At 68.1% G+C, this 22,572-nt stretch carries 21 protein-coding genes; 9 read left to right on the plus strand and 12 right to left on the minus strand.

The window, feature by feature from the left end:
* The first annotated feature begins 37 nt into the window (after nucleotides 1-37).
* From OHB24_RS33735 to OHB24_RS33745, 3 genes are all read left to right on the plus strand, one after another.
* Nucleotides 38-409, plus strand: a complete 372-nt coding sequence (locus OHB24_RS33735; RefSeq protein ID WP_130385606.1) for an RNA polymerase-binding protein RbpA — start codon at nucleotides 38-40, stop codon at nucleotides 407-409.
* A gap of 88 nt (nucleotides 410-497) precedes the next feature.
* Nucleotides 498-1,070: a TetR/AcrR family transcriptional regulator gene (locus tag OHB24_RS33740; protein WP_327634938.1), complete on the plus strand. Its 573-nt coding sequence runs from the start codon at nucleotides 498-500 to the stop codon at nucleotides 1,068-1,070.
* Between the two features lies 1 nt (nucleotide 1,071).
* Nucleotides 1,072-2,226 carry an SGNH/GDSL hydrolase family protein gene (locus OHB24_RS33745; RefSeq protein WP_327634939.1) on the plus strand — a complete coding sequence of 385 codons (1,155 nt, stop codon included), beginning with the start codon at nucleotides 1,072-1,074 and terminating at the stop codon, nucleotides 2,224-2,226.
* Between the two features lie 25 nt (nucleotides 2,227-2,251).
* Here the strand turns inward: OHB24_RS33745 and OHB24_RS33750 are convergent, their stop codons facing one another.
* The 7 genes from OHB24_RS33750 to OHB24_RS33780 form a co-directional block, all read right to left on the minus strand.
* Entirely contained in the window at nucleotides 2,252-2,731 is a 480-nt protein-coding gene (locus tag OHB24_RS33750; protein WP_327634940.1) for an FxsA family protein, read from the minus strand.
* Nucleotides 2,732-2,804: 73 nt separating this feature from the next.
* The gene (gene lnt / locus OHB24_RS33755; RefSeq protein ID WP_327634941.1) at nucleotides 2,805-4,337 is read right to left on the minus strand and encodes an apolipoprotein N-acyltransferase; all 1,533 of its coding nucleotides are present in this window, start codon (nucleotides 4,335-4,337) and stop codon (nucleotides 2,805-2,807) included.
* Nucleotides 4,338-4,909: 572 nt separating this feature from the next.
* On the minus strand, nucleotides 4,910-5,299 hold the full coding sequence (locus OHB24_RS33760) for a hotdog fold domain-containing protein (protein WP_327634942.1): 390 nt from the start codon (nucleotides 5,297-5,299) through the stop codon (nucleotides 4,910-4,912).
* Nucleotides 5,300-5,301: 2 nt separating this feature from the next.
* Nucleotides 5,302-6,072, minus strand: coding sequence for an OAM dimerization domain-containing protein (locus OHB24_RS33765; protein ID WP_327634943.1), 771 nt, complete (start codon nucleotides 6,070-6,072; stop codon nucleotides 5,302-5,304).
* Nucleotides 6,069-7,628: a lysine 5,6-aminomutase subunit alpha gene (locus OHB24_RS33770; RefSeq protein WP_327634944.1), complete on the minus strand. Its 1,560-nt coding sequence runs from the start codon at nucleotides 7,626-7,628 to the stop codon at nucleotides 6,069-6,071. The genes OHB24_RS33765 and OHB24_RS33770 overlap by 4 nt, the downstream gene beginning before the upstream one ends.
* A complete protein-coding gene (locus OHB24_RS33775; RefSeq protein ID WP_327634945.1) occupies nucleotides 7,625-9,211 on the minus strand; it encodes an amidohydrolase in 1,587 nt (528 codons plus the stop codon). The genes OHB24_RS33770 and OHB24_RS33775 overlap by 4 nt, the downstream gene beginning before the upstream one ends.
* 3 nt (nucleotides 9,212-9,214) lie before the next feature.
* Nucleotides 9,215-10,258, minus strand: coding sequence for an L-erythro-3,5-diaminohexanoate dehydrogenase (locus OHB24_RS33780; RefSeq protein WP_327634946.1), 1,044 nt, complete (start codon nucleotides 10,256-10,258; stop codon nucleotides 9,215-9,217).
* A 143-nt stretch (nucleotides 10,259-10,401) separates the two neighbouring features.
* On the opposite strand from OHB24_RS33780, the gene OHB24_RS33785 reads away from it, so the two are divergent.
* The 3 genes from OHB24_RS33785 to OHB24_RS33795 all read left to right on the plus strand — a co-directional run bounded on the left by OHB24_RS33785 (nucleotide 10,402) and on the right by OHB24_RS33795 (nucleotide 15,133).
* Entirely contained in the window at nucleotides 10,402-11,880 is a 1,479-nt protein-coding gene (locus OHB24_RS33785) for a KamA family radical SAM protein (RefSeq protein ID WP_327634947.1), read from the plus strand.
* A gap of 280 nt (nucleotides 11,881-12,160) precedes the next feature.
* Nucleotides 12,161-13,156, plus strand: coding sequence for a hypothetical protein (locus OHB24_RS33790; protein ID WP_327634948.1), 996 nt, complete (start codon nucleotides 12,161-12,163; stop codon nucleotides 13,154-13,156).
* A 162-nt stretch (nucleotides 13,157-13,318) separates the two neighbouring features.
* Nucleotides 13,319-15,133, plus strand: a complete 1,815-nt coding sequence (locus OHB24_RS33795; protein ID WP_327634949.1) for a hypothetical protein — start codon at nucleotides 13,319-13,321, stop codon at nucleotides 15,131-15,133.
* On the opposite strand, the gene OHB24_RS33800 is transcribed toward OHB24_RS33795, so the two are convergent.
* Nucleotides 15,127-15,789, minus strand: coding sequence for an HAD family hydrolase (locus OHB24_RS33800; RefSeq protein WP_327634950.1), 663 nt, complete (start codon nucleotides 15,787-15,789; stop codon nucleotides 15,127-15,129). The genes OHB24_RS33795 and OHB24_RS33800 overlap by 7 nt on opposite strands.
* Nucleotides 15,786-16,226 (minus strand): Lrp/AsnC family transcriptional regulator, encoded by a 441-nt coding sequence (locus OHB24_RS33805; protein WP_327634951.1) that lies wholly within the window; start codon nucleotides 16,224-16,226, stop codon nucleotides 15,786-15,788. The genes OHB24_RS33800 and OHB24_RS33805 overlap by 4 nt, the downstream gene beginning before the upstream one ends.
* A gap of 68 nt (nucleotides 16,227-16,294) precedes the next feature.
* Between OHB24_RS33805 and OHB24_RS33810 the strand changes: the two genes are divergently transcribed.
* From OHB24_RS33810 to OHB24_RS33820, 3 genes are read left to right on the plus strand one after another with little or no spacing between them, the layout of a single operon-like run.
* The gene (locus OHB24_RS33810; RefSeq protein WP_327641136.1) at nucleotides 16,295-17,215 is read left to right on the plus strand and encodes a 5'-3' exonuclease; all 921 of its coding nucleotides are present in this window, start codon (nucleotides 16,295-16,297) and stop codon (nucleotides 17,213-17,215) included.
* Nucleotides 17,212-18,411: a M20 metallopeptidase family protein gene (locus OHB24_RS33815; RefSeq protein ID WP_327634952.1), complete on the plus strand. Its 1,200-nt coding sequence runs from the start codon at nucleotides 17,212-17,214 to the stop codon at nucleotides 18,409-18,411. Before OHB24_RS33810 ends, OHB24_RS33815 begins: the two co-directional genes overlap by 4 nt.
* Before the next feature lie 8 nt (nucleotides 18,412-18,419).
* On the plus strand, nucleotides 18,420-19,361 hold the full coding sequence (locus OHB24_RS33820; protein ID WP_327634953.1) for a GNAT family N-acetyltransferase: 942 nt from the start codon (nucleotides 18,420-18,422) through the stop codon (nucleotides 19,359-19,361).
* A gap of 5 nt (nucleotides 19,362-19,366) precedes the next feature.
* Here OHB24_RS33820 and OHB24_RS33825 read toward each other — a convergent pair whose 3' ends face one another.
* From OHB24_RS33825 to OHB24_RS33835, 3 genes are all read right to left on the minus strand, one after another.
* Nucleotides 19,367-19,828 carry a hypothetical protein gene (locus OHB24_RS33825; protein ID WP_327634954.1) on the minus strand — a complete coding sequence of 154 codons (462 nt, stop codon included), beginning with the start codon at nucleotides 19,826-19,828 and terminating at the stop codon, nucleotides 19,367-19,369.
* A 412-nt stretch (nucleotides 19,829-20,240) separates the two neighbouring features.
* On the minus strand, nucleotides 20,241-21,233 hold the full coding sequence (locus OHB24_RS33830) for a nucleoside hydrolase (protein WP_327634955.1): 993 nt from the start codon (nucleotides 21,231-21,233) through the stop codon (nucleotides 20,241-20,243).
* Nucleotides 21,163-22,482: a hypothetical protein gene (locus OHB24_RS33835; protein ID WP_327634956.1), complete on the minus strand. Its 1,320-nt coding sequence runs from the start codon at nucleotides 22,480-22,482 to the stop codon at nucleotides 21,163-21,165. Before OHB24_RS33835 ends, OHB24_RS33830 begins: the two co-directional genes overlap by 71 nt.
* Nucleotides 22,483-22,572 lie beyond the last annotated feature (90 nt).

A 22,572-nucleotide genomic window follows, 5' to 3' on the forward strand; every position in this document is an offset into this window, starting at 1 on the left:
CGACCGTTGGCACGGATGACGATCTCGGAGGTTTGACATGTCTAATCGCGTACTGCGTGGTTCGGGGCTGGGTGGGGTCAGCTTCGAGGATGACCGCGGTGTGGAGTTCGCGCCGCGCCAGATGATCACGTACGACTGCCCCCGCGGCCACGTGGTCGAGGTCACGATGGCGCACGACGCCGAGGTGCCCGCGATCTGGGAGTGCCCGCACTGCGGCAGCGAGGCCGCCCGGTCCACCGGCGAGAAGCCGGAGCCGAAGCAGGAGAAGCCGGCCCGTACGCACTGGGACATGCTGCGCGAGCGCCGGAGCATCTCGGAGCTGGAGGAGCTGCTGGCCGAGCGGGTCGATCTGCTCCGCAAGGGCGAGATCGGTCCGGCGCACCTGCACCGGACCAAGCGCACCGCCTGATCCACGGGAACCCTCACCGCAATGGCGCGGTGAGGGTTTCTTCTCGTCCTGATTTGCCTAAAGGCTTTAGGTAATCACATAATGAGTTATGGCAAGAGCGGGGTTGAGCGGCGCGCGGCTCGCGCAGGCCGGCGCCGAGCTGGCCGACGAGGTCGGGTTCGAACAGGTCACCGTGTCGGCGCTGGCCCGGCACTTCGGCGTCCAGGTCGCGAGCCTGTACTCACACGTCCGCAACTCCGACGATCTGAAGGCCCGCATCGCCACGGTCGCCCTCACCGAGCTTGCCGACCAGTGCGCGACCGCCGTCGCCGGCCGAGCCGGCGGCGATGCCCTGCTCGCCCTCGCCAACGTCTATCGCGACTACGCACAAGCCCACCCGGGCCGCTACGCCGCGACCCGCCATACCGCCGCTGCCTCAGTCCTAGGTGAGCAGTACGTGGCTGCCGGGCGTAGGCATTCGGAGCTCGTCCGCGCGGTCCTCCGTGGGTACGACCTGGACGAGCCCGCCCAGACGGACGCCGTACGCCTCCTCGGCAGCACGATCCACGGCTACATCACCCTCGAGCTCGCTGGTTCCTTCTCCCACAGCGAGCCCAGCGCCGGCGACAGCTGGCCACGCATCATCCAAGCCCTCGACACCCTCCTCCGCAGCTGGAGCTGACATGATCACCACCTCCATCACCGCCGACCTGCTCCGCGGTGCACTCGACCTGGAGCAGACCGACCGCGGCGTGCTGCCGCACCGCCTGCCGGCTTGGGCGCGAACGCAGTACGACGACGGCCAGATGTCGATGGTCGAGTCACAGCCGTCCGGCGTACGCCTCGTCTTCCGTACGTCGGCCACCGTGGTCGAGCTGGAGACGCTGCCGACGAAGCGGGACTACGTCGGCGCTCCCGCACGTCCGGACGGCCTGTACGACGTACTCGTCGACGGCGAACTGGTGACGCAGCTCAGCGCATCCGGCGGCGATGTCATCACTATCGATCTCATGACAGGCACCACCTCGACCCAGATCGGGCAGCCTGAGACGCTGCGAATCGACGGGCTGGCCGCCGTACCGAAGACCGTCGAGATCTGGTTGCCGCACAACGAGACCACCGAACTCGTTGCCCTGCGCACCGATGCTGCCGTCGAACCGGTTCCGGCCACGCGCCGGGTCTGGCTGCACCACGGCAGCTCCATCAGCCACGGGTCCAACGCCACCCACCCCACCGGCACCTGGCCGGCCCTGGTCGCCGCTCAGGCCGGTCTGGAACTCGTCAACCTGGGCTTCGGTGGCAGCGCGTACCTGCAGCCGTTCATCGCCCGCACGATCCGGGACACGCCCGCTGACCTGATCAGCCTCAAACTCGGCATCAACATCGTCAACAGCGACGGGCTCCGACTGCGCAGCTTCACCCCCGCCGTCCATGGCTTCCTCGACACCATCCGCGACGGCCACCCCGACACGCCGCTGCTGGTCGTCTCCCCCATCCTCTGCCCGATCCACGAGGACACCCCCGGACCGACCAGCTGGGACCTCTCCGCCCTCGGCGCCGGCGAACTCCGCTTCACCGCCACGGGCAACCCCGACGAGATCCCCGCCGGCAAACTCACCCTGTCGGTGATCCGCACGGAGCTCGCCCGAATCCTCACCCAACGCGCCCTGACCGACCCCAACCTCCACCACCTCGACGGCCTGCTGCTGTACGGCGAGCCAGACAACGTCGCCCACCCGCTCCCCGACGACCTCCACCCCGACGGCCCCACCCACGAACTCATCGCAGACCGGTTCACGCAGCACGCCTTCAGCCCGAAAGGCCCGTTCGCGTCGTGAAGGCGGGGTGAGTGGTGGGAATCCGCTACTTCTTGTCGGGGTCTATGACCTCGCCTTGGATTACGTCATCTGTTGGGCGTGGGGGGCCGGGGGTGCCGGGGCCGGGGATGAAGGGGCCGAGGCCGGGGCCGCTGAACTGGGTGGCTACGCGGCGGCCGAAGAAGGCGGTCATGGCGCGGCGGGCCAGGGGGCGGGTGAAGGGGAGGACGAAGAAGAAGCCGAAGACGTCGGTGAGGAAACCTGGGGTGAGCAGCAGCGTGCCGCCGACCAGGACCAGGGCGGCGTCAGCCAGCTCGCGGCCCGGCATCTTCCCGGTCTCGAACGAGCTCTGCAGCGCCCGCCACGCCCGCCGGCCCTCGCGCTTGATCAGCCACGCGCCGAGCGCGCTCTCCACCAGCAGCAGCCCGACCGTCGGCCACCCGCCGATCACCTGACCGACCTGGATGATCACGAAGATCTCCGCAATCGGAACTACCAGCAACGCGAGCGCCACAAACCACGGCATGTCCTACCCCTTCCTGCCTGAGACACCAGCGTACGGAACGAGTGGGCACGACAAACCCTGAGTGAACCCTGACTCAGACCGGGACCTTCTCGCGGCTGGGCGTCGCGGCCGGCGGCGGGGTCTCGTCCGTGCGCCCACGGCGGCGCTTGACCAGCGCCAGCGCCAGACCGAGCAGACCGAGCCCGGTGAGAACCCACTCCGGCCAGCCGCCGAGAGTCATCGCCAGCGTCTGACGGTTCTGCACCGGGACAGTCGCGACATACACGTCCGGCACGAACTGCGCCGACTTGTGCTCGACCGAGCCGTCCGGGCGGATCACACCGGAGATCCCGCTCGTCGACGCGATCAGCACGGTGCGCCCGGTCTCGATCGCCCGCATCCGCGTGATCGCGAACTGCTGCTCGGGCTGACCCGTCCCGCCGTACGTCGCGTTGTTGGTCTGCACGATCAGCACCTGGGCACCGCCCTTGACCACGTCATGGATGACGTTGTCGTACGCGAGCTCGAAGCAGATCACATCGCCGTACGTGACCCCGCGGATCGGCATCACGCCCGGCCCGACACCCGGCACGGTCTGCGCGCCGATCATCTCGAGCCGCTTGATGTAGGGCAGCAACTGGTCGCGGAACGGGATGTACTCACCGAACGGCACCGGGTGCCGCTTCGCGTACCGCTGCCCGGGCCCGGTCACGGGATCCCAGACGATGCCGGTGGTCTGCCGCTCGTTCTCCCCCGGCCCCTCGGTGACGGCGCCGACCAGGATCGGTACGCCGACCGCCTTCACCGCGGTCTCGATGTCGGCGCGGGTCTCCGCGTCCTTGTACGGGTCGATGTCGGTCGAGTTCTCCGGCCAGATCACCACGTCCGGCTTCATCTCGGTCCCGGCCTCGACCCGCTTCTGCAGGTCGAGCGTCGCCTGCAGATGGTTGCGGGTGACGGTCCGCGCCCGGCCCAGGAACTCGAGCCCCTTGCCCGGCACGTTGCCCTGCACCATCGCGGCCCGCACGGTCTGCCCGTCGCCCTCGATCGACAGGTGGATCAAGGCACTCCCGAACACGATCGCCAGCCCCGCGACGAGCGCCACGGCCCGCAGGCGGAGCGCGGTCCCCCGGCGCAGTACGGCGTACAGCAGGACGCCGACGAACGCGACGACGAAGCTGAGGCCCGGGATGCCGACGTACGCGGCCAGCTTGCCCAGGGAGTCGTCGGAGAACGCCCACGCGAGCCGGCCCCACGGGAACCCGCCGAACGGCACCGACGCGGTCGCGAACTCGGTCGCGACCCACAGGCACGGGATCCACAGCGCCCACAGCTTCAGCTTCAGGACCTGCGTCGCGAACAATCCGAAGACTGCGTAGAACAGTCCCTCGAGGATCGCCAGCGCGATCGCGGCGTCGCCGCCGATGATGCTCAGCCAGGGCACGAGGACGGCGTAGTACGCGATCCCGAACCCGGCGCCGACCAGGAAGCCGGCCTTCATCGAGATCCCGTTGAGCGCGGCGAGGAACAGCGGTACGGCGACGATCGTCAGCCAGGGATGATCATGCGGTTCGAACGCGAACCCGAGCAGCGCACCGGCGGCCACCGCCACCACCACCCGGGGCATGAGCCGACCCAGAGCCTTCAACCGGTCCACGCGGTAACCCCTCTGCCTCACGCACCGACGGATGCCGGTCGAATGACCGTACAACGTCCCGGACACGCAAATGTATCCGGCCGGTAGCCATTCGGCACCGATCGCGCAAAGTGAAGGAGTATCAACAGTCCGTGGTCCAGCCAGAGGAAAGAGGCTCGGCGTGCCTTCGGACCAACCGTCGATGCGCTGGCTGCACACTGTCAGGCTGTTGTCTACTGGCCGCCGAGCCTCTTCCACCTCTGCCCCGCGGGGGGCTAACCACCGGCGATCTCAGCCCCCGTCGACTCAAGCCTGGCTTTGGCCTGGTCAGCGTCGCGGGATCATCCGGCGGCCGAACTTCGTGTGACCGTTGAACAAACGGGTTATGACGACTCCCAAAACGATGCTCGCTGGCGACGACGGTGTCAACCTCTGCCCGGGCTCTTTGAGCCCGTTGTAACACGATCGCCTGCCCTACAAGGGAAAACGAAGATCCCTCAGTCGAGTCACGTTACAGAGCGATATCGGCACGCCACGTGATCGTTACCCAGGGCAACCAATCGTCACCCAACCGGGACGACGACGGTGCCTTTGGCCCGGGTGATCTCCAGCGGTTCGGCCAGTACCTCGGCCGCCGACTCCGATTGGTCCGGACGTCCGCGGCACACGACGTACGCGCTGAAATCGAGGTCGCGGCTGCGGTTCCCGACGCGCGTGATCGTTGCCTTCACCTCGACCACGTCGCCGGCCCGCAGCGGCTGCAGGAACTGCACGTCGGAGTACGACGCGAACAGGCCTTCGTCACTGTCCGCCTGGATGCAGACCTCGGTCGCGACGTCGCCGAACAGCGCGAGCACGTACGCGCCGTCGACCAGGTTGCCGGCGTAGTGCGCGTGGCTGTACGGAACGTACCGACGATGCGTGACCGTCAGTCCAATGGTTGCCTTAGACACCTTTATGCAGCCCCGTTTTCGGTTGAATGCAGTCTGTACTGGTGACGCCGAGTCACTAGCGCGTCGACGAGATAGCTGGCCACTTCGCCCGGCGTCGTACCGCGGCCGAATACCCTGTCGACGCCGAGCTCGCCGGCCATCTGCTCGGTGAAACGGGGGCCGCCGGCAACAAGTACGGGCCGCGAGTCCTCGGCGTACGCCTCCCGGAACGCCGCGGACATCTCCTTGGTGTTGAGCACGTGCGCCTCGCGCTGCGTGACCACCTGCGACACCAGGATCGCGTCGGCCTTGTCGGCCTTGGCCCGCCGGACCAGCTCGGGTACGGCGACCTGCGCGCCGAGGTTCACGACCTTCACCTCGCGGTAGTACTCCAGGCCCTTCTCCCCCGCGAACCCCTTGATGTTGAGAATCGCGTCGATACCGACAGTGTGCGCGTCGGTGCCGATGCAGGCGCCGACCACGGTCAGCCGGCGGCGCAGTCCCTTGCGGATCGCGAGGTTGACCTCCTTCGGTGACAGCAGCGGGTAGTCGCGCTCGATCACCTCGACCTTCGACGTGTCGACCAGGTGGTTCACGGGGCCGTAGACCACGAAGAACGTGAAGTCCGGACCGATCGGCTTCGAGTGCACGACCAGGGCAGGATCCATGCCCATCTTGTTGGCCAGCTGGACCGCCGCGCCCTCGGCGCGCTTGTCGTGCGGGACCGGCAACGTGAACGACAGCTGCACCATCCCGTCGCCCGTGGTGTCGCCGTACGGCCGGATGATGCTCACTGGCCCTCCTCCAACAACTCGACCGCCGGGTTGTAGTACGCCGGCGACTTGCGCGCGACCCCGTCCAGGCCACGGCCGGCGTCCTGCGGGCGCTTCATCAGGCCGAAGGTGCCGTCGCCGATCGCGTTCAGCAGGCCGTCGTCGACGATCCGGTCCAGCAGTTCGACCGACTCCCCCAGCACCTGCCGGGCACGCTGCGCGATGAAGCCGTTCGGCTCCGGCCGGAAGTCCTCGTGAAGGTTGCCTGCGGCACCCAAGACGTAGCGGACGTTCTGCAGCGCCAGGTCGCGGTCGGAGATCCACGGCGTCACGACCGCCTCGGTCATCATGCCGACCAGCAGGATGCCCTGCCCGGTCATCGCACCGACCAGGTTGAAGAACCCGTCCAGCAGGTACCCGCGGAACACGTCACCGGTCATGTGCCGGGTCGGCGGCATCCACTTGAGCGGCGCGTTCGGGAACAGCTGCCGCGCCAGCATCGCGTGCGCGAGCTCGAGCCGGAACGAGTCCGGGATGTCCGGGTTGATCTCGAACGCGTGCCCGAGGCCCAGCTGCCAGTCCTCGAGCCCGGCCTCCTTGGCGAAGTACTCGTTCAGCAGCTGCGAGACCGTCACCGTGTGCGCGGCATCGACTGCGTCCGCCGTGGTCAGGTAGTTGTCCTCGCCGGTGTTGATGATGATCCCGGCGCGGGCGTGGATCTGGCGGCTGAACCGCTGGTCGACGAACGTCCGGATCGGGTTGATGTCGCGGAAGAGGATCCCGTACATCGAGTCGTTCAGCATCATGTCGAGCCGCTCGAGCCCGGCCAGCGTCGCGATCTCCGGCATACACAGACCGGACGCGTAGTTGGTCAGCCGGACGTACCGGCCCAATTCGCGAGACGACTCGTCCAGCGCGGCCCGCATCAGGCGGAAGTTCTCCTGCGTCGCGTACGTGCCGGCGAACCCCTCGCGGGTCGCGCCCTCCGGCACGTAGTCGAGCAGCGACTGCCCCGTCGACCGGATCACCGCGATGATGTCGGCCCCTTCGCGCGCGGCCGCCTGCGCCTGCGGGATGTCCTCGTAGATGTCGCCGGTGGCAACGATCAGGTAGATCCACGGCCGCTGCTCCGGGTCGCCGTGCCGCTTGACCAGCCGGTCCCGCTCCCGGCGCCGCCCGTCGATCCGCTTCATCCCGGCAGCCGCCGCCTTGCGTGCGGCGGATCGTGCGCGTACGGCGTCGCGCCCCTCAGGCATCCGGAACGTGACCGAGCCCGACGCGGCTTTCTGCGCCAGCACTGCAAGGTCCTCGGCCTCACCGCGGAGCAGCGCGTCCCACACCGGCAACGCGAGACCGTGCTCGAGACCGACGTCCGCGCGCACGGTGTCCGCGAGCCGGTTCACCCACGGGATGCCCTCGGTGTCGGCACCGGTCAGCCCGGTGAGCCGCAGTACCGCTCGCTCGACCGACACCGTCGTGTGCTGCCGTGCCAGGTTGACGATCGGCTTCCCGGCCTTGCGCGCGAGGCTGCGCGCCTTCCGGACGGTGACTGGATCGAGGTCCAGCTTCTTCTTCATTGCGACCATCCCTCGGCTTCATAGACCACACGACCACCGACGACGGTTCGCAGGCAGGTAGGTGTTCCCTGGCTCAGATCCGGCAGCACCGGTACGCCGGCCCGCGGGTCCGTCGACCACGCGGCGACGCGCGTGTCCGGCGTCTGTACGACGAGGTCGGCATCGCTGTGCCAGATCGCGTACGTCGCGGCCGTGCTGGGCGCGAGCACTCCGGCGTCATCGATCCCCGCGGCCCGCCAGCCGCCTCGCGTGTGCGCCTGGAACGCTGCTCGTACCGTGATCCGTTCCGACTGCTCGTGGTGGAACGCCGCCGCGCGCACGGCCTCCCAGCCGCCTAGCTCCGTCACCGGCGCATCCGAGCCGAACGCCAGTACGACGCCTGCGCGGGCCAGCGAACCGAACGGGTTCATGCCCTGCCAGCGGTCGCCGACGCGCTCGGCGTACATACCGTCCGAACCGCCCCACAGGCCGTCGAACATCGGCTGCACACTCGCGACCACGCCACAGCGCGCGAGCGTCGCGATTGTTGCCTCGTCCACCATTTCGACGTGCTCGAGCCGGTGTCGCGCCGCGACGAGCGCCTGGACGCCGACCTTCTCGGCGGCGAGCTCGAAACCGCGCGCGATGTTGTCGAGCGCCTGGTCGCCGATGCAGTGGAATCCGGCCTGCACGTTCCGCTCGGTGCAGGCGATCACGTGTTCGGCGATCTGCTCCGCCGTCAGGTACGCGTGGCCGCGGTGGTCGGCGCGATCGGCGTACGGCTCCCGCAAAGCCGCCGTACGCGAACCGATGGCGCCGTCGGCGTTCAGGTCACCCGCAAGACCGGCGAGACCGTAGGTTCCGAGGTGTTCGAAGGCGCCCGGCTCACCCCAGTACAGCGTCGCGGCCAGGCCGAGCTGCTCAGCCGTCTCGCGCACGATCGGTAGCTCCCACAGCGGCCCGATGTGCGGCGCGGCCATCTCGTGGAACGCGCCGATCCCCTTGGCGGCCATGGCCTTCAGCGCGGCCTCGATGTCCTGCCGCCGCTGATCCGGCCCGATCAGGTCGCCGAGGGCATCCCGTACGGCGTGATTCGCGGAGCGCTCCACGCGGCCGGTCTCGTCGTACCCCTCTTGGTCCTTCGCCACCTGGACGAGAGCGGACGAGATGACGCCGGAGTGGCCGTCGACACGGGACAGGTAGACGCGGCGGCCGCCCGCTGCGCGGTCGAGCTCCTCGGTGGTCGGCGGGCGACCCTCCGGCCACGCGGTCTCGTCCCAGCCGGCGCCGTCGATGACCGCGTCCTCCGGAAGGTTCGCCGCGAACGCTGCAAGCCGATCGAGGGCGTCCGTCAACGAGGTCGTCCCGGCGAGGTCGAGACCAGTCAGCACCGCGCCGGCTCCGGCCGTGTGGACATGGGCGTCGACGAAGGCCGGCGTCACCAGCTTGCCGTCGAGGTCGATCACCTCGTCCGCGCCGTCGGCGTACGAACTCGCGCCGGTGTCGTCACCGAGCCAGGTCACCACCCCGTCGTCGAACGCGATCGCGGTCGCGTGGGGGTCGGCAGGCGAGTAGACGGAACCGTTCGTCAGAAGTGTGCGCACGGCCTAATCCTCCGCCAGCCTGCTCTCGAACAGACCACGGACACCCGGCTCGGTCCGCAACAGCTCCATCGCATAGCCCGCGTGCCCCGGGACGTACCCGTTGCCGACCAGCATCGTCACGTCCGCGGCGAGCCCCTCCGCGCCGAGCGCGGCCGCGGAGAACGAGGTCGCCATCGAGAAGAAGATCACGGTGCCGCCCGAGGCCGTCGACAGGACGGCTCCGTGCTCACACCCCGGTACGTCGACGCACACCACGGTGATGTCCGCGGGTCCCCCGGCCTCCTCGACCGCCTTCGCCAGAGCCACCGGATCGCGGGCGTCGGCCAGCGTCACGACATCGGCCAGACCGGCTGCGGTCAGGCGTTCCTGCTCGTGCTCGACCGGCACGACACCGATCGTGCGAGCAGCTCCGGCAGCGCGGGCAGCGGCCAACGACAACGACCCGGATTTACCTGCGCCGCCAATTACTGACACGACAGGCTTTATGCCTTTATCGACATACGATCGCACCACGCGCGCGGTCAGCGCCGGGGCGCCGCAGACGTCCATCACGGCCAGCGACAGCTCCGGTTTCAGGTCGTCGGGCAGCTTCGCGACGATCGATCGCGCGAACAGGATCGCGTGCCCCTGCGCTGGTACCTGCTCGCTCTTGCCGTCCCAGTCGCGCAGTTCGTCGGTGATCTGCAGCGGGGTCAGTGTGAGCGAGACCAGCGTGGCCACTCGGTCGCCAGGCGCGAGACCGAGGGGCGAGTCGGGGCCGGCCTCGTCGACCACGCCGACGAGCATGCCGCCCGACCCGGTGACCGGGTTCTGCATCTTGCCGCGGGTCTTGACGATGTCCAGGACCGCGCGGCGGATCGCCGTACCGTCACCGCCGTGCTTTTCGGCGAGCTGGCGGTACGACGCGGCGTCCAGGTTCAGCCGCTCCACCGCGATACGGACCTCGTCGGGCCAGATCCCAGGACGGGCGTCGAGTCTCTCCGCCGCCTGCGGCAACACGCCGAACGGCGCGAGTACACGATGCAGTCCTACCGGGCTCGATGACACGGATCCTCCTCTGTGCGGTCGGGCAAAATACTACTCATAGCGCGCCTCGACGGGAATTCTTGCGGCGTACTGTTGGATCTGACGGACGTTCTGTCGCTATCCTCGCATCAGACCGCACTAACCCGAAGCCCAGCGGAGGACCCGTGACCGACCTGATCACCCCGGAGCTGACTCGTTCCGAGCAGCCCAGAGATCGGCCCAGGGATGGCCAGCCGTATGTGTACCGCCGCGCCGAGCTGGTCGAACCGGACTGGACCCGGCTGCCCGGCTGGAAGGACGTCACGGCCGAGGAGTGGCGCTCGGTGCAGTGGCAGCGGTCGCACTGTGTGAAGAACGTGAAGCAGCTGCGCGACGTGATGGGCGACCTGCTCGAGGACCGGCTGTACGACGACCTCACCCGGGACCAGGCCGAGCGCGCGACGATGTCGATGCTGCTCCCACCGCAGATGCTGAACACCATCGTTCCTGCCGGCGCGGACGACTATACGGAGGCGTTCTACGCGGACCCGGTCCGCCGCTACATGCTGCCGGTGTTCAGCGACCGCCGTACCGACTGGCCGTCGCACCCGCACGCGGCCCGGGATTCACTGCACGAGCACGAGATGTGGGCCACGGAGGGGTTGACCCACCGATACCCGACCAAGGTCCTCGCGGAGGTCCTGCCGACGTGCCCGCAGTACTGCGGTCACTGCACGCGGATGGACCTGGTCGGGAACTCGACGCCGGTGATCGACAAGCTCAAGTTCGTCGCCAAGCCGCAGACCCGGCTCGACGACATGCTCGACTACCTGCGCCGTACGCCGGGCGTCCGGGACGTCGTCGTCTCCGGCGGCGACGTGGCAAACATGCCCTGGCCGCGGCTCGAGACGTTCCTGATGAACCTGCTCGAGATCGAGAACATCCGCGACATCCGGCTCGCGACCAAGGCGCTGATGGGCATGCCGCAGCACTGGCTGTCCTCCGACGTCCTGAGTGGGGTCGAGCGGGTGGCCCGGCTCGCGCGCGAGCGCGGTGTCATGCTGGCGATGCACACGCACGTGAACGCGGCGCAGTCCGTGACCCCGCTGGTCGCCGAGGCGTCGAAGGCGATGCTCGAGGCCGGTCTGCGGGACGTGCGCAACCAGGGCGTGCTGATGCGCGGCGTCAACGACTCGATCCCGCAGCTGCTCGACCTGTGCTTCGCGTTGCTCGACGGCGCGAACATCACGCCGTACTACTTCTACATGTGCGACATGATCCCGTTCTCGGAGCACTGGCGGGTGTCGGTGAAGGACGCGCAGCACCTGCAGCACGGGATCCTCGGCTACCTCCCCGGCTTCGCGACCCCGCGCATCGTGTGCGACGTCCCGTACGTCGGCAAGCGCTGGGTGCACCAGCTGTCCGAGTACGACGAGGTGCGCGGCATCTCGTACTGGAAGAAGAACTACCGCACCGGCATCGAGCAGCAGGACCCCGAGGCGCTCAACCGCACCTACGAGTACTACGACCCGATCGACACGCTCCCGGCCGCGGGCCAGGACTGGTGGACCCAGCACGCCGGCAACCACCTGGCCGAAGCCGAAGCCCGAGCCGCCGCCTCCCGCACCACAGCCGAAGCCCAAAAACTCCTCGACATCAACTAACCCTCCCAATCAGCCTTCGGTGCCACCGATGCAGGGGATGGCACCGAAGGCCTGCAAGATGCGGGGCGTTGAACACGAAGCGGTGTCGGTGCACCGGTTATTTCCTGTTCAGCGGCCCCGGCGCGCGGGTCTCGCCCCAGCTCTTGGGGTACTGAGACTGCAACTTCATGCAATTGTCCGAGCGTGAGGGGTTCGATGCGCTCAGCAACCGCTAGCATCGCGGAGCGTTGTCGGGCGGTGTGTCTGGGGCATGCCGCGAACTCGGGAGTTCTTTGTGCGCGTGATCCGCAGAAGTGTCGGCGTACGGCGGATTCTCGGTTCGGGGATCGCCCTGGTAGTGGCGACCGGCTGCTCGGCCGTCCCGCAGCCTGACACTGTGACATCGCTGACGCGTCCGGCAATCAGCGAGCAAGGTGCAGCGGCGGCGATCAAGCGTTACGACGAGGTCAGCAATGCCGCTGCGAAGCGTCGCGACGAGAAGCTGATTGCGACTGTCGAGACCGGCGACCTGCTCCGTCTGACACAGGCCGGCTATCGCATCGAGAGGATGCTGGACAAGGCAGGCAAGCGGATCCCCGCCCCGACCACCCACGTGAAGCCGAGCGTCGGCGTGCCGTCGTTCGGCGGATATCCGATGCGGTTCGTGGCCTCGGCCGGCCTGTCGGCGTACAAGGACTACCAAGTCCTCGACCTCTGGGAGCGCAAGTCCGCGGGCGAGCCCTGGCTCATCACCCATCAGGTCTCCCCGGAGAAGAAGGTCAAGCTCCCGCCCCTCCAGGGCTTGCGTCCGGTCACCTCCGCAGACAACGCGAAGCTCGCGGTTTCTCCGGCAGCCGCAGCAGACGCACTCGCCGAATACCTGAACGGCGGCGTCCGGTCGCGGCGTGCCAACCTCTTCGCGCCGTCTGCCGACGTCACCCGCATCCTCAGCACCGTCGCGGACGGCAAGTCGCTGCTCAAGGACCCGAAGTCCTATCGCGCTGTCATCGACACCTTCAGGCTCAGCGGTACGCCGACTGCCTTCCTGACGAGCTCCGGCGAGGCGTTGGTGTTCCTCTCCCTCACCGAGGAGTTCCAGCTTCAGGTCGGCCCGAACCTTTCAATCTACTGGGCCCAGGGCAGCCCCGGTTCCGCCTTCAGCCCACCCACCACGAAGTACGACAGCGCCATCACCAGCACGACTCTCTATCAAGTCGCCCTTGCCATTCCGCAGAAAGGGGCGAAGCTCCGGATCCTCGGTACTGCCGACGAGTTCGTCGAGGCCGGCGGTTACTGAATCAGGTGGGTTGTCAGCTCGGCGTACGGCGTGATCGCGGGGCCCGGCGCGTTTGGTGGGTTGGGGTGGGGTTAGCATCACGGGTCTGTTTTTTGGGCGGTGTGTCTGGGGCATGCCGCGATCTCGGGAGTTTGTGTGCGGGTGATCCGCAGGATATTCGGTGTGCTGCTGGCTTTGATCGGGTTGATCGTCGCGGTGGTCGGTGGGGCCGCGGCGTTCTGGTTGATCGGGCCGGACAACACGGTTCAGTCCGGTGAGCAGCATCTGAGCAGCAAGGGGCTGGCGATCGCGAGTACGCCGGATCTGCTGAACCGGCATGGTCCGGTGCTGCATGTCGACGTACGGTCGGCCAAGAATCAGCCGGTGTTCGTCGGGGTGGCTCGGGACTTCGACGTCAGCAGTTATCTGAAGGGCATCTCGCACACGAAGCTTGTGCAGGTGCAGTTCCCGGTCGCGCTGTCGACGCAGGACGAGAAGGGTACGGCGGGTCCGCTCGCGGCGCCGGACACGCTCGACTGGTGGGTCGCCAAGGCGAACGGCACCGGTACGCAGTCGATCGCGTGGCCGATCGAGGACGGGCCGTACGACGTCGTCATCATGAGCGCCGACGGGAAGACGGCTCCCGACGTACAGGTCGACCTCGGCATCGAGATCCCGAAGGCGTTCGCGACCGCACTCATCGTGTTTGCCGCCGGCATCATTCTCCTTGCCCTCGGCATCCTCCTGATCCTCTTCCGTCGCCGCCCCACCAAACCCCAGCACGGCGAGTCCGCCGGCTCGACGGGGCACCTCCCCCACCCCCAGACCAACTCCCCGCAGGACCAGTACCCGCCTGTCCAAGGCCCGCCCGCGCAACCCGCACGTCCCCCGATGCCGACCGGCCCACAGCAGCACCCCCAAGGCCAGCCGGCCCAGTACCCACCCACCCACGGTCAGCCACCCGCACAAGGCAGGCCTCAACAGCCGCCGGTGCAAGGCCAGCCTCAGCGGCCTTCGGGGGGTGGGGTGGCTTGGCGCTTGGTTGTTGGAGGGCTGGCGTTCGGAGTTGTTGCCGGTTGTGCGGCGGTTCCGCAGGCGGACACGGTGACGGCGTTGACCCGGCCGACGGTCACCGACAACGCCGCGGTCGCGGTGATCAAGCACTACAACGTCGTGAACAACAAGGCGAACAGCACCCGCGACGGCAAGCTCATCGCGACCGTTGAAGGCGGCAACCTGGTCCGCGAGAGCCAGGCCGGCTACGAGATCGACCGCGTCGCGAAGGACAAGCCGACGGGACCGTTCGTCTACACCAACCCGGTGATCGGCGCGCCGCAGTCCGCCAGCTACCCGATGCGCTTCGTCAGCAACTCAGGGATCTCGACCAACAAGGCCTACCGCCACCTCGGCGTGTGGGAGCGCGCCACCGCCGGCAGCCCCTGGATGATCACGTTCGCCGCGGGTGTGCCGACGACCGTCAAGGTCCCGGACTTCGCCGGCCTCCGCGCAGCGACCAAGGCCGACAACACCAAGCTCGCGGCCGCCCCACAGGTCGCCGCGACGAGCCTGGCGACGTACCTGACCGGCGGCGCCAAGTCACCGCGCGCCGCCGCGTTCCAGCCGAACGCGGACATCACGAAGATGCTCACGGGCATCGTGAGCAACAGGGTCGCGAAAGCCAAGATGCGCGGATCCACCCGCAGCATGACCGACGTGTTCACGGCGCCGGCGGAGTCGCCCGCGTTCGTCACGAAGTCAGGTACGGCGGTGGTGTTCGTCTCACTCACCCACGAGTACACCCTGGTACCAGGGCCCAACTGGCACTTCTGGTGGGACGGGATGCCGGAGACCGCGTTCAGCCCGAAGTCAGTCATCTACTACAACCGCCTCACCTCGGAGACGATCCACGACGCCGTCCTGCTGATCCCGCCGAAGGGCAAGGGCAAGATCCAGGTCGCGTCGTTCGAGTCCCAGGTCGTCGACGCGGGCGGCTACTGAGCCAGGTAGGTCGTGAGCTCGGCGTACGTCGTGATTGTCGGGCCGGACCAGGTTCGGTCGCTGTCCGCGTGTTCCGTCGTACGGATCGCGTGCATGCCGAGGGCGGCGGCGGCCGGGAGCTCGTTGTCGTTGCCGTCGCCAACGTAGATGCAGTCGCCGGGGTCGGCGCCGAGGGCCGCGCAGGCGATCTCGTAGATCGCGGGCTCGGGCTTGGCGGCTCCGACCTCGGCGGAGAAGGCGGTTGCGTCGAAGTACTGAGCGAGCGGGCTGGTCGGCCACTGGACCTGGGTCTCGGCGGTGATGTTGCTGACCAGCCCGATCCGCCAGCCCGCCGCCTTGAACGCGGCCAAGGTCTCCAGCGTCGCCACCGGCGCCCGGCCGAGCAGTCGTTGCGCGAGCGCCCGCCGCAGGCCCGTTGCCTCCTGCACCTGTTCGTCGGTCGGCATACCACCGCACCGTTCAGCGATCACCCGCAGCGTGTTCGGCAGATCGCCGTACGCCCCGATGAACCGCTCGTACGACGACGCGTCGAACGCCCGCTGAAACGCCACGGCGTCGACCCCGAGCGCGGCGCCCATCCGCGCGTTGACCTCATCCCGCTCGTCGTCCCCGCCGGAGATCAGCGTGCTGAACAGGTCGCTCAGCAGGACCTTCACAGGGCCGGTGGACGGCGTTCGTACGGCGTACTCAGCACGATCGTCGTGGTCGTGGAGACGTTCGCACGCGCCCGGATCACGGCCAGCAGGTTCTCCAGCGCGGCCGGCGTGGCGACCCGGACGATCAGGACATAGCTGGAGTCGCCGGCGACCGAGTAGCAGGACTCGATCTCCGGGACCTCCCGGAGCCGCTCCGGTGAGTCGTCCGGCTGCGACGGGTCGATCGGCCGGATCGAGATCAGCGCGGTCAGCGGCAGATCCAGTGCGGTGTGGTCGACGGTGGCGGCGTACCCCTGGATGATCCCGCGCTGCTCGAGCCGCTTCACCCGCTGGTGTACGGCCGACGTGGACAGGCCGGTCGCCTTGCCCAGGTCGGTGAAGCTCATCCTGCCGTCGGACGCGAGCAGCCCGACGATCTTGCGGTCCAGGTCCTCCATCCTGGAGACCCTACTGCCGCGAGCGCCTGGCATGAAAGCATCTCCCTATGGCTGAGACACAGCGGCTGATGCTGCTCGACACCGCGTCGCTCTATTTCCGGGCGTTCTTCGGCGTCCCGGACACGATGAAGGCTGCCGACGGTACGCCGACGAACGCGATCCGGGGGCTGCTCGACTTCATCGCCCGGCTGGCGGACAACCACAAGCCGACCCATCTGGTGGCGTGCTGGGACGACAACTGGCGACCGTCGTGGCGGGTCGCGCTGATTCCGTCGTACAAGGCGCAGCGGGTCGAGTTCGTGTCGGCGAAGGGCGAGCAGGTCGAGGACGTGCCCGACCGCCTGGAGGCGCAGATCCCGTACATCCGGGCCTGCCTGGAGGCGATCGGGATCCCTGTCGTCGGCGCGCCGGACCACGAGGCCGACGACGTGATCGGCACGCTGTCACACCAGGCGACGATGCCGGTCGACGTCGTCACCGGCGACCGTGACCTGTTTCAGCTGATCGACGACAGCCGCGGCATCCGGGTCGTCTACACGGCCGCCCGCGGCGTCGGACGGGCCGAGGTGTACGACGAGAAGGCGCTGCTCGCGAAGTACGAGGTCCCCGCTCAGCGGTACGCCGACTTCGCGACGCTGCGTGGTGACGCGTCCGACGGGCTGCCCGGAGTGAAGGGCGTCGGCGAGAAGACAGCCGCGTCGCTCGTCACGGCGTACGGCGATCTGGACGCGATCCGCGCCGCGGCCGCCGACCCGAGTACACCGATGGCGCCCGGGGTGAAGAAGAAGATCGTGGCTGCGGCCGACTACCTCGACGTCGCGCCGAAGGTGGTCGCGGTGGCGAAGGACGCGCCGGTCGGGACGTACGACGCGACGCTGCCGCGCGCGATCAAGGACCCGGAACGCTGGCTGGATCTCGTCGAACTGCTCGAACTCGGCAGTAGCGCCCAACGCGTCATGGCGGCGCTCGACCTGGGCCCCAAAGCATGAGCACGCGTGAGCTGGCGGAGCAGTTCCGCGAGGAGATCGTGACGTTGCGTCGGGCGCTGCACCAGGTCCCGGAGTACGACCTCGACTTGCCGAAGACGCAGCAGTTGGTCCTCGACGCGCTCGAAGGGCTGCCGCTGGAGATCACGCTCGGTAAGGAGCTGTCGTCGGTGACCGCCGTACTGCGGGGCGGCGGCGGGCCTGGTCCCGTCGTACTGCTGCGCGGCGACATGGACGCGCTGCCGGTCACCGAGCGGACCGACGTACCGTTCGCGTCCCAGCATCCCGGGATGATGCACGCCTGTGGTCACGACCTGCACGTCGCGGGGCTCGTCGGCGCCGCGAAGGTGCTGTGTGCGATGCGGGACGAGCTGCCGGGTGACGTGGTGTTCATGTTCCAGCCGGGCGAGGAGACGACCGGCGGCGCGCCGATCATGATCCGCGAAGGCGTTCTCGACGCGGCGGGCCGGCGGGCGGATGCGGCGTACGGGCTGCACGTCGGGTCGTCCTCGCAGCCGTTGGGGATGTGGAGCAGCAGGCCCGGGTCGTTCATGGCCGCGGCGGACCAGTTGTCCGTGCGCGTCGTCGGTGCAGGCACTCACGGCTCCACGCCGTACCGCGGTAAGGACCCGATCCCGGTGCTCTGCGAGATCGTGACCGCGTTGCAGATGATGATCACGCGGCAGTTCGACGTGTTCGACCCAGTGGTTCTCACGGTCGGCCGGATCGCGGGCGGCACGAAGGAGAACATCATCCCGGACGACGCGTTCTTCGACGCGACCGTGCGGACGTTCTCAGAGGCGGCCCGGGCGAAGATCCAGCAGGCGTCGATCCAGCTGGTCGAGGGGCTCGCGGCCGCACACGGGCTGCAGGTCGAGGCGGACTACCGGGTCGGGTACCCGGTGACGGTCAACGACGAGGCGGAGTACAACTTCGCGCGCGAGACCATCGTCGACGTGTTCGGCCCGGACCGGTTCCGCGAACGGCCGAACCCGAGGTGCGGCGCCGAGGACATGTCGTTCGTCCTCAACGAGATCCCCGGCGTGTACCTCAACCTCAGCGCCTGCGCCTTCCCCGACCCCGACGCAGCCGCCGACAACCACTCCCCACTGGCCAACTTCGACGACTCAGTCCTCCCCGACGGCGCCGCCCTACTGGCCGAACTCGCCGTACGCCGTCTCCGCCGTACCCCTGCCTAGGAGCTCGCTTGACACTGACATATCGACCCCTGACCGGTCCTGAGGAGATCGAGCTGTTCTGCCGGCTCTCGTATGTCCTCGACCACGAACTGCCGGACGACTTCGCCAACGGCTGCCGGCGCCCGGAGTGGGCGTGGGTGGCCCTCGACGGCGATCGTGTCCTCGCCCGGCTGGCGTGGTGGACGACACCGGGTGGGGACGTCCCGCTGCAATTCGACTTCTTCGACATCGACGACACGCTGCCGCGGGCAGACCGGGACGAGATCGGCCTGCAGCTGTTCGAGACGGCGAAGGCGGCGGTCTTTCCGTCGGGCGCGAAGCTGCCGGAGTACGGGCGTTTCGTCCCGCCGGACTGGCGTGAGGACCCCGCGGCCCGCGAGGTGGTCGAGTCCCGCACGCGCGTCCTCGAGAGCACGGGCGCGCGGCTTCTGGTCGAGCGGCTCCGGTTGCAGTGGACTCCGACGTCCCTGCTCCCCGAGTCCAAGGGCCGGCTCGTGTTCCGGCCGGTCGTCGACCGCGAGGATCTGCTCGCTCTCATGACTCCGGTGATGGAGGGCACGCTCGACGCGCACGGCCAGGCGGACCTGGCTTCGGGCCTCACTCCGCGCGAGGCAGCGGAGCAGCATTACGACGAGGAGTTCGCCGGGTTCACGAGCCCGCACGAGTGGTGGCAGATCGCCGAACTCCCTGACGGGGGCGGTCCGGTGGGGTTCGTGGTGCCCGCGCGCAACAACTACCACCCGATCATCGCGTACATCGGGGTTCTCCCCGCGCACCGCGGGCACGGCTACATCGACGAGATCCTTGCCGAGGGCACCCGCATCCTCGCCGGCGAGGGCGTCGACCGGATCCGGGCCTCGACGGACCTCGGCAACGTGCCGATGGCCAAGGCCTTCGCCCGCGCCGGGTACGTCAACTTCGAACGCGCCCTCAACTTCGTCTGGGAGTGAGGGCGTCAGCTCAACGCCTTGTCCAGCCAGGCCATGAAAGCCGGGTAGTCAGCTGACGCCGACATCGCGATCTCAACCCCGTCGGCACTCGGCGTCATCCGCGCGATGGAATCCAGCACGACGCGCTCACGCACGAAACGCACCCCCGGCCACAGCAGCGCGGCCGCCAGCGTGAGCGCATCGTGCTGGATACATGGGTACTTCGCCATCCAGCGATCGAAGTGTTCGCGCAGTACTCGCTCCGACGGGCGCGCGTCCGGCGCGGCCCAGCGCTTGTAGAGGGGCGACTCCGCGGTGATCTCGATGGCCGGATTGAACGTCACGTCGGACAACACGAACGTCGGCGGCCCCCACCGTTCCAGGGTCGGCAGGATCCCGATCGCCGCCTCCGGATCCGCGCGGAAGTTGTGCTCGGCCCGCGTCGGATCCCGGTAGTTGATCGCCCCGCCCATCTGCGTGACGACCATCCGAGCCACCAACTCCGGCCGTTCCCCTGCAGGTGCGCGAGATTCGACAGCGGCCCGATCCCCAGCCACCGAACCCGCCCTTCGAGCCCCTCAAAGACCTCACTCACCGCCGCCACAACATCCGACTCCTGCGGAGGCACGTCCGCCGGACACATCCCACCGACGACATATCCCCGCCGATTCCCAAGATCGGCCCCCGCCACCACGCGAACATCCGACCGCCCCGCCACATCCAGCAACCACCGCACAAACCGAGCCCGCTCCCCCGCGAACTCATCACTAGTCACCACCAACACCAACTCAGGCACCAACCGAGCCGCCACCACCAACGCCACACTGTCATCCGGATCCCCACCAGCATCCGTATCAATAACCATCGGCGCCCGCGCAATCGACGATGCCACTTGGGTGGTCAGCTCAACGCCTCGTCCAGCCAAGTCATGAAAGCGGGATAGTCAGCCGATGCCGACATTGCGATCTCAACGCCGTCGGCGCTCAGGCTCATCCGCGCGATGGAGTCCAGCGCGACGCGCTCCCGAACAAATCGAACCCCTGGCCAGAGCAGCGCGGCCGCCAGCGTGAGCGCGTCGTGCTGCATGGATCCTGGGTACTTCGCCGTCCAGCGGTCGAGGTGCTCGCGCAGGACCCGCTCCCACGGCCGCGCGTCCGGACGACCCCAGCGTTGGTAGAGCGCGGACTCCCGGGTGATCTCGATCGCCGGGTTGAACGTCACGTCCGACAGCACGAACGACGGATTCCAACGCTCCAGCTCCGGCACCATCCGGATGGCAGCCTCCGCGTCCACCCGGAAGTTGTGCTCGGCCCGCGACGGATCCCGATAGTTGATCGCGCCGCCCATCTGCGTAACAGCCATCCGCGGTACCAGTACCGGCGCCTCGCGCTGCAGCCGCCCGAGGTTCGACAGCGGCCCCATGCCGACCCAGCGAATCCGTCCCTCGATTCCCGAACAGACCTCGTCGATCACACCGACCACATCGTTGTCCTGCCGAGGTACGTCAGCAGGACAGACCCCGTCCATCACCCACATCCGCCTGTTCCCCAGATCAGAGCCGGCCACGACGCGTACATCGGGCCGTCCGACCAGATCCAGCATGTACCGCACGAGCCGGGCCCGCTCCCCGCCGTACTCGTCGCTGGTCACCACCAACCGCAACTCCGGCACTCGTCGAGCCGCCACCACCAATGCCACCGTGTCATCCGGATCCCCACCCAGATCGGTGTCGATGATCATCGGCGCCTTCGCGATCGCCGGCACGCCCACCCGCGGCGGAGGCCCGTCCTGCAGCATCGCGTCCGCCATGTCCTCGAACCCTTCAAAGCCCGCGGTCGTCCCGGCGAGGGCCATCCAGTCGCCCTCCGGATCGCTTCCCTTCCCGCCGCCCATCACTACCTCCGCTTGCCCGAGTCGAGTTCAGAACATTCTCTACGAAGACCGTCTTGTCCCCGTCGCTGGCACACTGCTCGTACGCCGACCAGACCGACTCACGCGCGGCCTCAGGGACCTGCGCCCGGTCGAGAGCCTTCTGGAGCAGGTCGGCCTGCTTCTTGTCGGCACGATGCACGAACGAGTCGAGGAGCTCCGCCAGCCGTGGATCGGTGGATCCGCCGCTGATCCAGGCGCGGATCTCCATCCGGTACCGGTGTGCCCAGTCGTCCAGCCAGGCACGGTAGTTGCCTCCGGCATCACGCACTCTCGCGACGTCTCCCGCGAGGTCGGCAACCGCATGGAGGTTCATCACCTTGACACCTTCACGCACCGGAAGGTGCCGGAGTCGCGGTGAGATCCGGCCACGGCTCAGTCCGTCCAGCAGCGCCGGCTGATTGCGTTGACCGGTCTGCTCAGGGCCGGCGGAACCGATTCGGACCGGACTGGACATCGGCCCGTCGAAGAGCTCCTCGATGCTGTTGAGCGCGAGCTGATGCGCGAACGTCTTGGAAACGTCCTCCGGCAGTTCGTAGAGCGGCAGACCGCCCCGCCCTTCGGTAGCCGTCAGGTGTACTTCGTACCCCTGTTTGCTCCCCGGATGTGGATCGTACGGCGGTGCGCCGTGAAATGCGTATCGCCCGGTGAACTTCGTCTCCGGATACACCGCCGACAGGAGCTCTTGCACCGTGCCCTTGTAGCTCGTGTCGAACACGCTCACCCGGCTGCCCGGCCGACCGACCGGCACCCGACGCATCTGCAAGTAGTCTCTCAGCACCTGGAAACCACCGACCGTGTCCGCCGGATCCACACGCGATGCGACCCGTCGGAATCCGTCGACCTGCGGGAACGTCATCCCCTGGTGGTTCTCGAGATCCTGCAGTGCGTTCTCTACCAGGGCCCGCGACACAACCAGGTTCGAGCAGTTCTGCTGGATGAAGTCGTGATCGAGCATCCTCATCGCGAACGCGAGGTGGTGGCCGTCACGGCCCAGACCGAGGATGCGGTCGGTACGACGGGAGCCGACATCCGCGCGGAGATCGGCCAGCATGTCGTCGGCCACCCGCACCATCAACGGCGCCGGGAACTCGTAGGCGACGAGATAGGCGTCCTGCAGTGTGGCCAGGTGGGCTGGATCGGTGATGCCCAGCTTCGTCCCGGTCAGCCGCGCCAGCTGCTTACCACGTCGCCGTACCGAGTCAGTCGCCATTGCTCAAGTACGCCACAGTCAGCGTATGCCCCGCGGAAGTTATCCACAGGCGGCAGGACGGGGACGCCGGCTCGCGTCCCCGTCCTGGTG

The sequence above is a fragment of the Kribbella sp. NBC_00482 genome, from assembly GCF_036013725.1.
GTDB lineage: Bacteria > Actinomycetota > Actinomycetes > Propionibacteriales > Kribbellaceae > Kribbella.

What these genes read in the sequence shown, in the direction of transcription:
- OHB24_RS33735 (WP_130385606.1), top strand. Translation starts at nt 38, where the DNA reads ATGTCTAATCGCGTACTGCGTGGTTCGGGGCTGGGTGGGGTCAGCTTC.
- OHB24_RS33740 (WP_327634938.1), top strand. Translation starts at nt 498, where the DNA reads ATGGCAAGAGCGGGGTTGAGCGGCGCGCGGCTCGCGCAGGCCGGCGCC.
- OHB24_RS33745 (WP_327634939.1), top strand. Translation starts at nt 1,072, where the DNA reads ATGATCACCACCTCCATCACCGCCGACCTGCTCCGCGGTGCACTCGAC.
- OHB24_RS33750 (WP_327634940.1), bottom strand. Translation starts at nt 2,731, where the DNA reads ATGCCGTGGTTTGTGGCGCTCGCGTTGCTGGTAGTTCCGATTGCGGAG.
- lnt (WP_327634941.1), bottom strand. Translation starts at nt 4,337, where the DNA reads ATGCCCCGGGTGGTGGTGGCGGTGGCCGCCGGTGCGCTGCTCGGGTTC.
- OHB24_RS33770 (WP_327634944.1), bottom strand. Translation starts at nt 7,628, where the DNA reads ATGAAGAAGAAGCTGGACCTCGATCCAGTCACCGTCCGGAAGGCGCGC.
- OHB24_RS33805 (WP_327634951.1), bottom strand. Translation starts at nt 16,226, where the DNA reads ATGGAGGACCTGGACCGCAAGATCGTCGGGCTGCTCGCGTCCGACGGC.
- OHB24_RS33810 (WP_327641136.1), top strand. Translation starts at nt 16,295, where the DNA reads ATGCTGCTCGACACCGCGTCGCTCTATTTCCGGGCGTTCTTCGGCGTC.
- OHB24_RS33815 (WP_327634952.1), top strand. Translation starts at nt 17,212, where the DNA reads ATGAGCACGCGTGAGCTGGCGGAGCAGTTCCGCGAGGAGATCGTGACG.
- OHB24_RS33825 (WP_327634954.1), bottom strand. Translation starts at nt 19,828, where the DNA reads ATGGTCGTCACGCAGATGGGCGGGGCGATCAACTACCGGGATCCGACG.
- OHB24_RS33830 (WP_327634955.1), bottom strand. Translation starts at nt 21,233, where the DNA reads ATGGGCGGCGGGAAGGGAAGCGATCCGGAGGGCGACTGGATGGCCCTC.
- OHB24_RS33835 (WP_327634956.1), bottom strand. Translation starts at nt 22,482, where the DNA reads ATGGCGACTGACTCGGTACGGCGACGTGGTAAGCAGCTGGCGCGGCTG.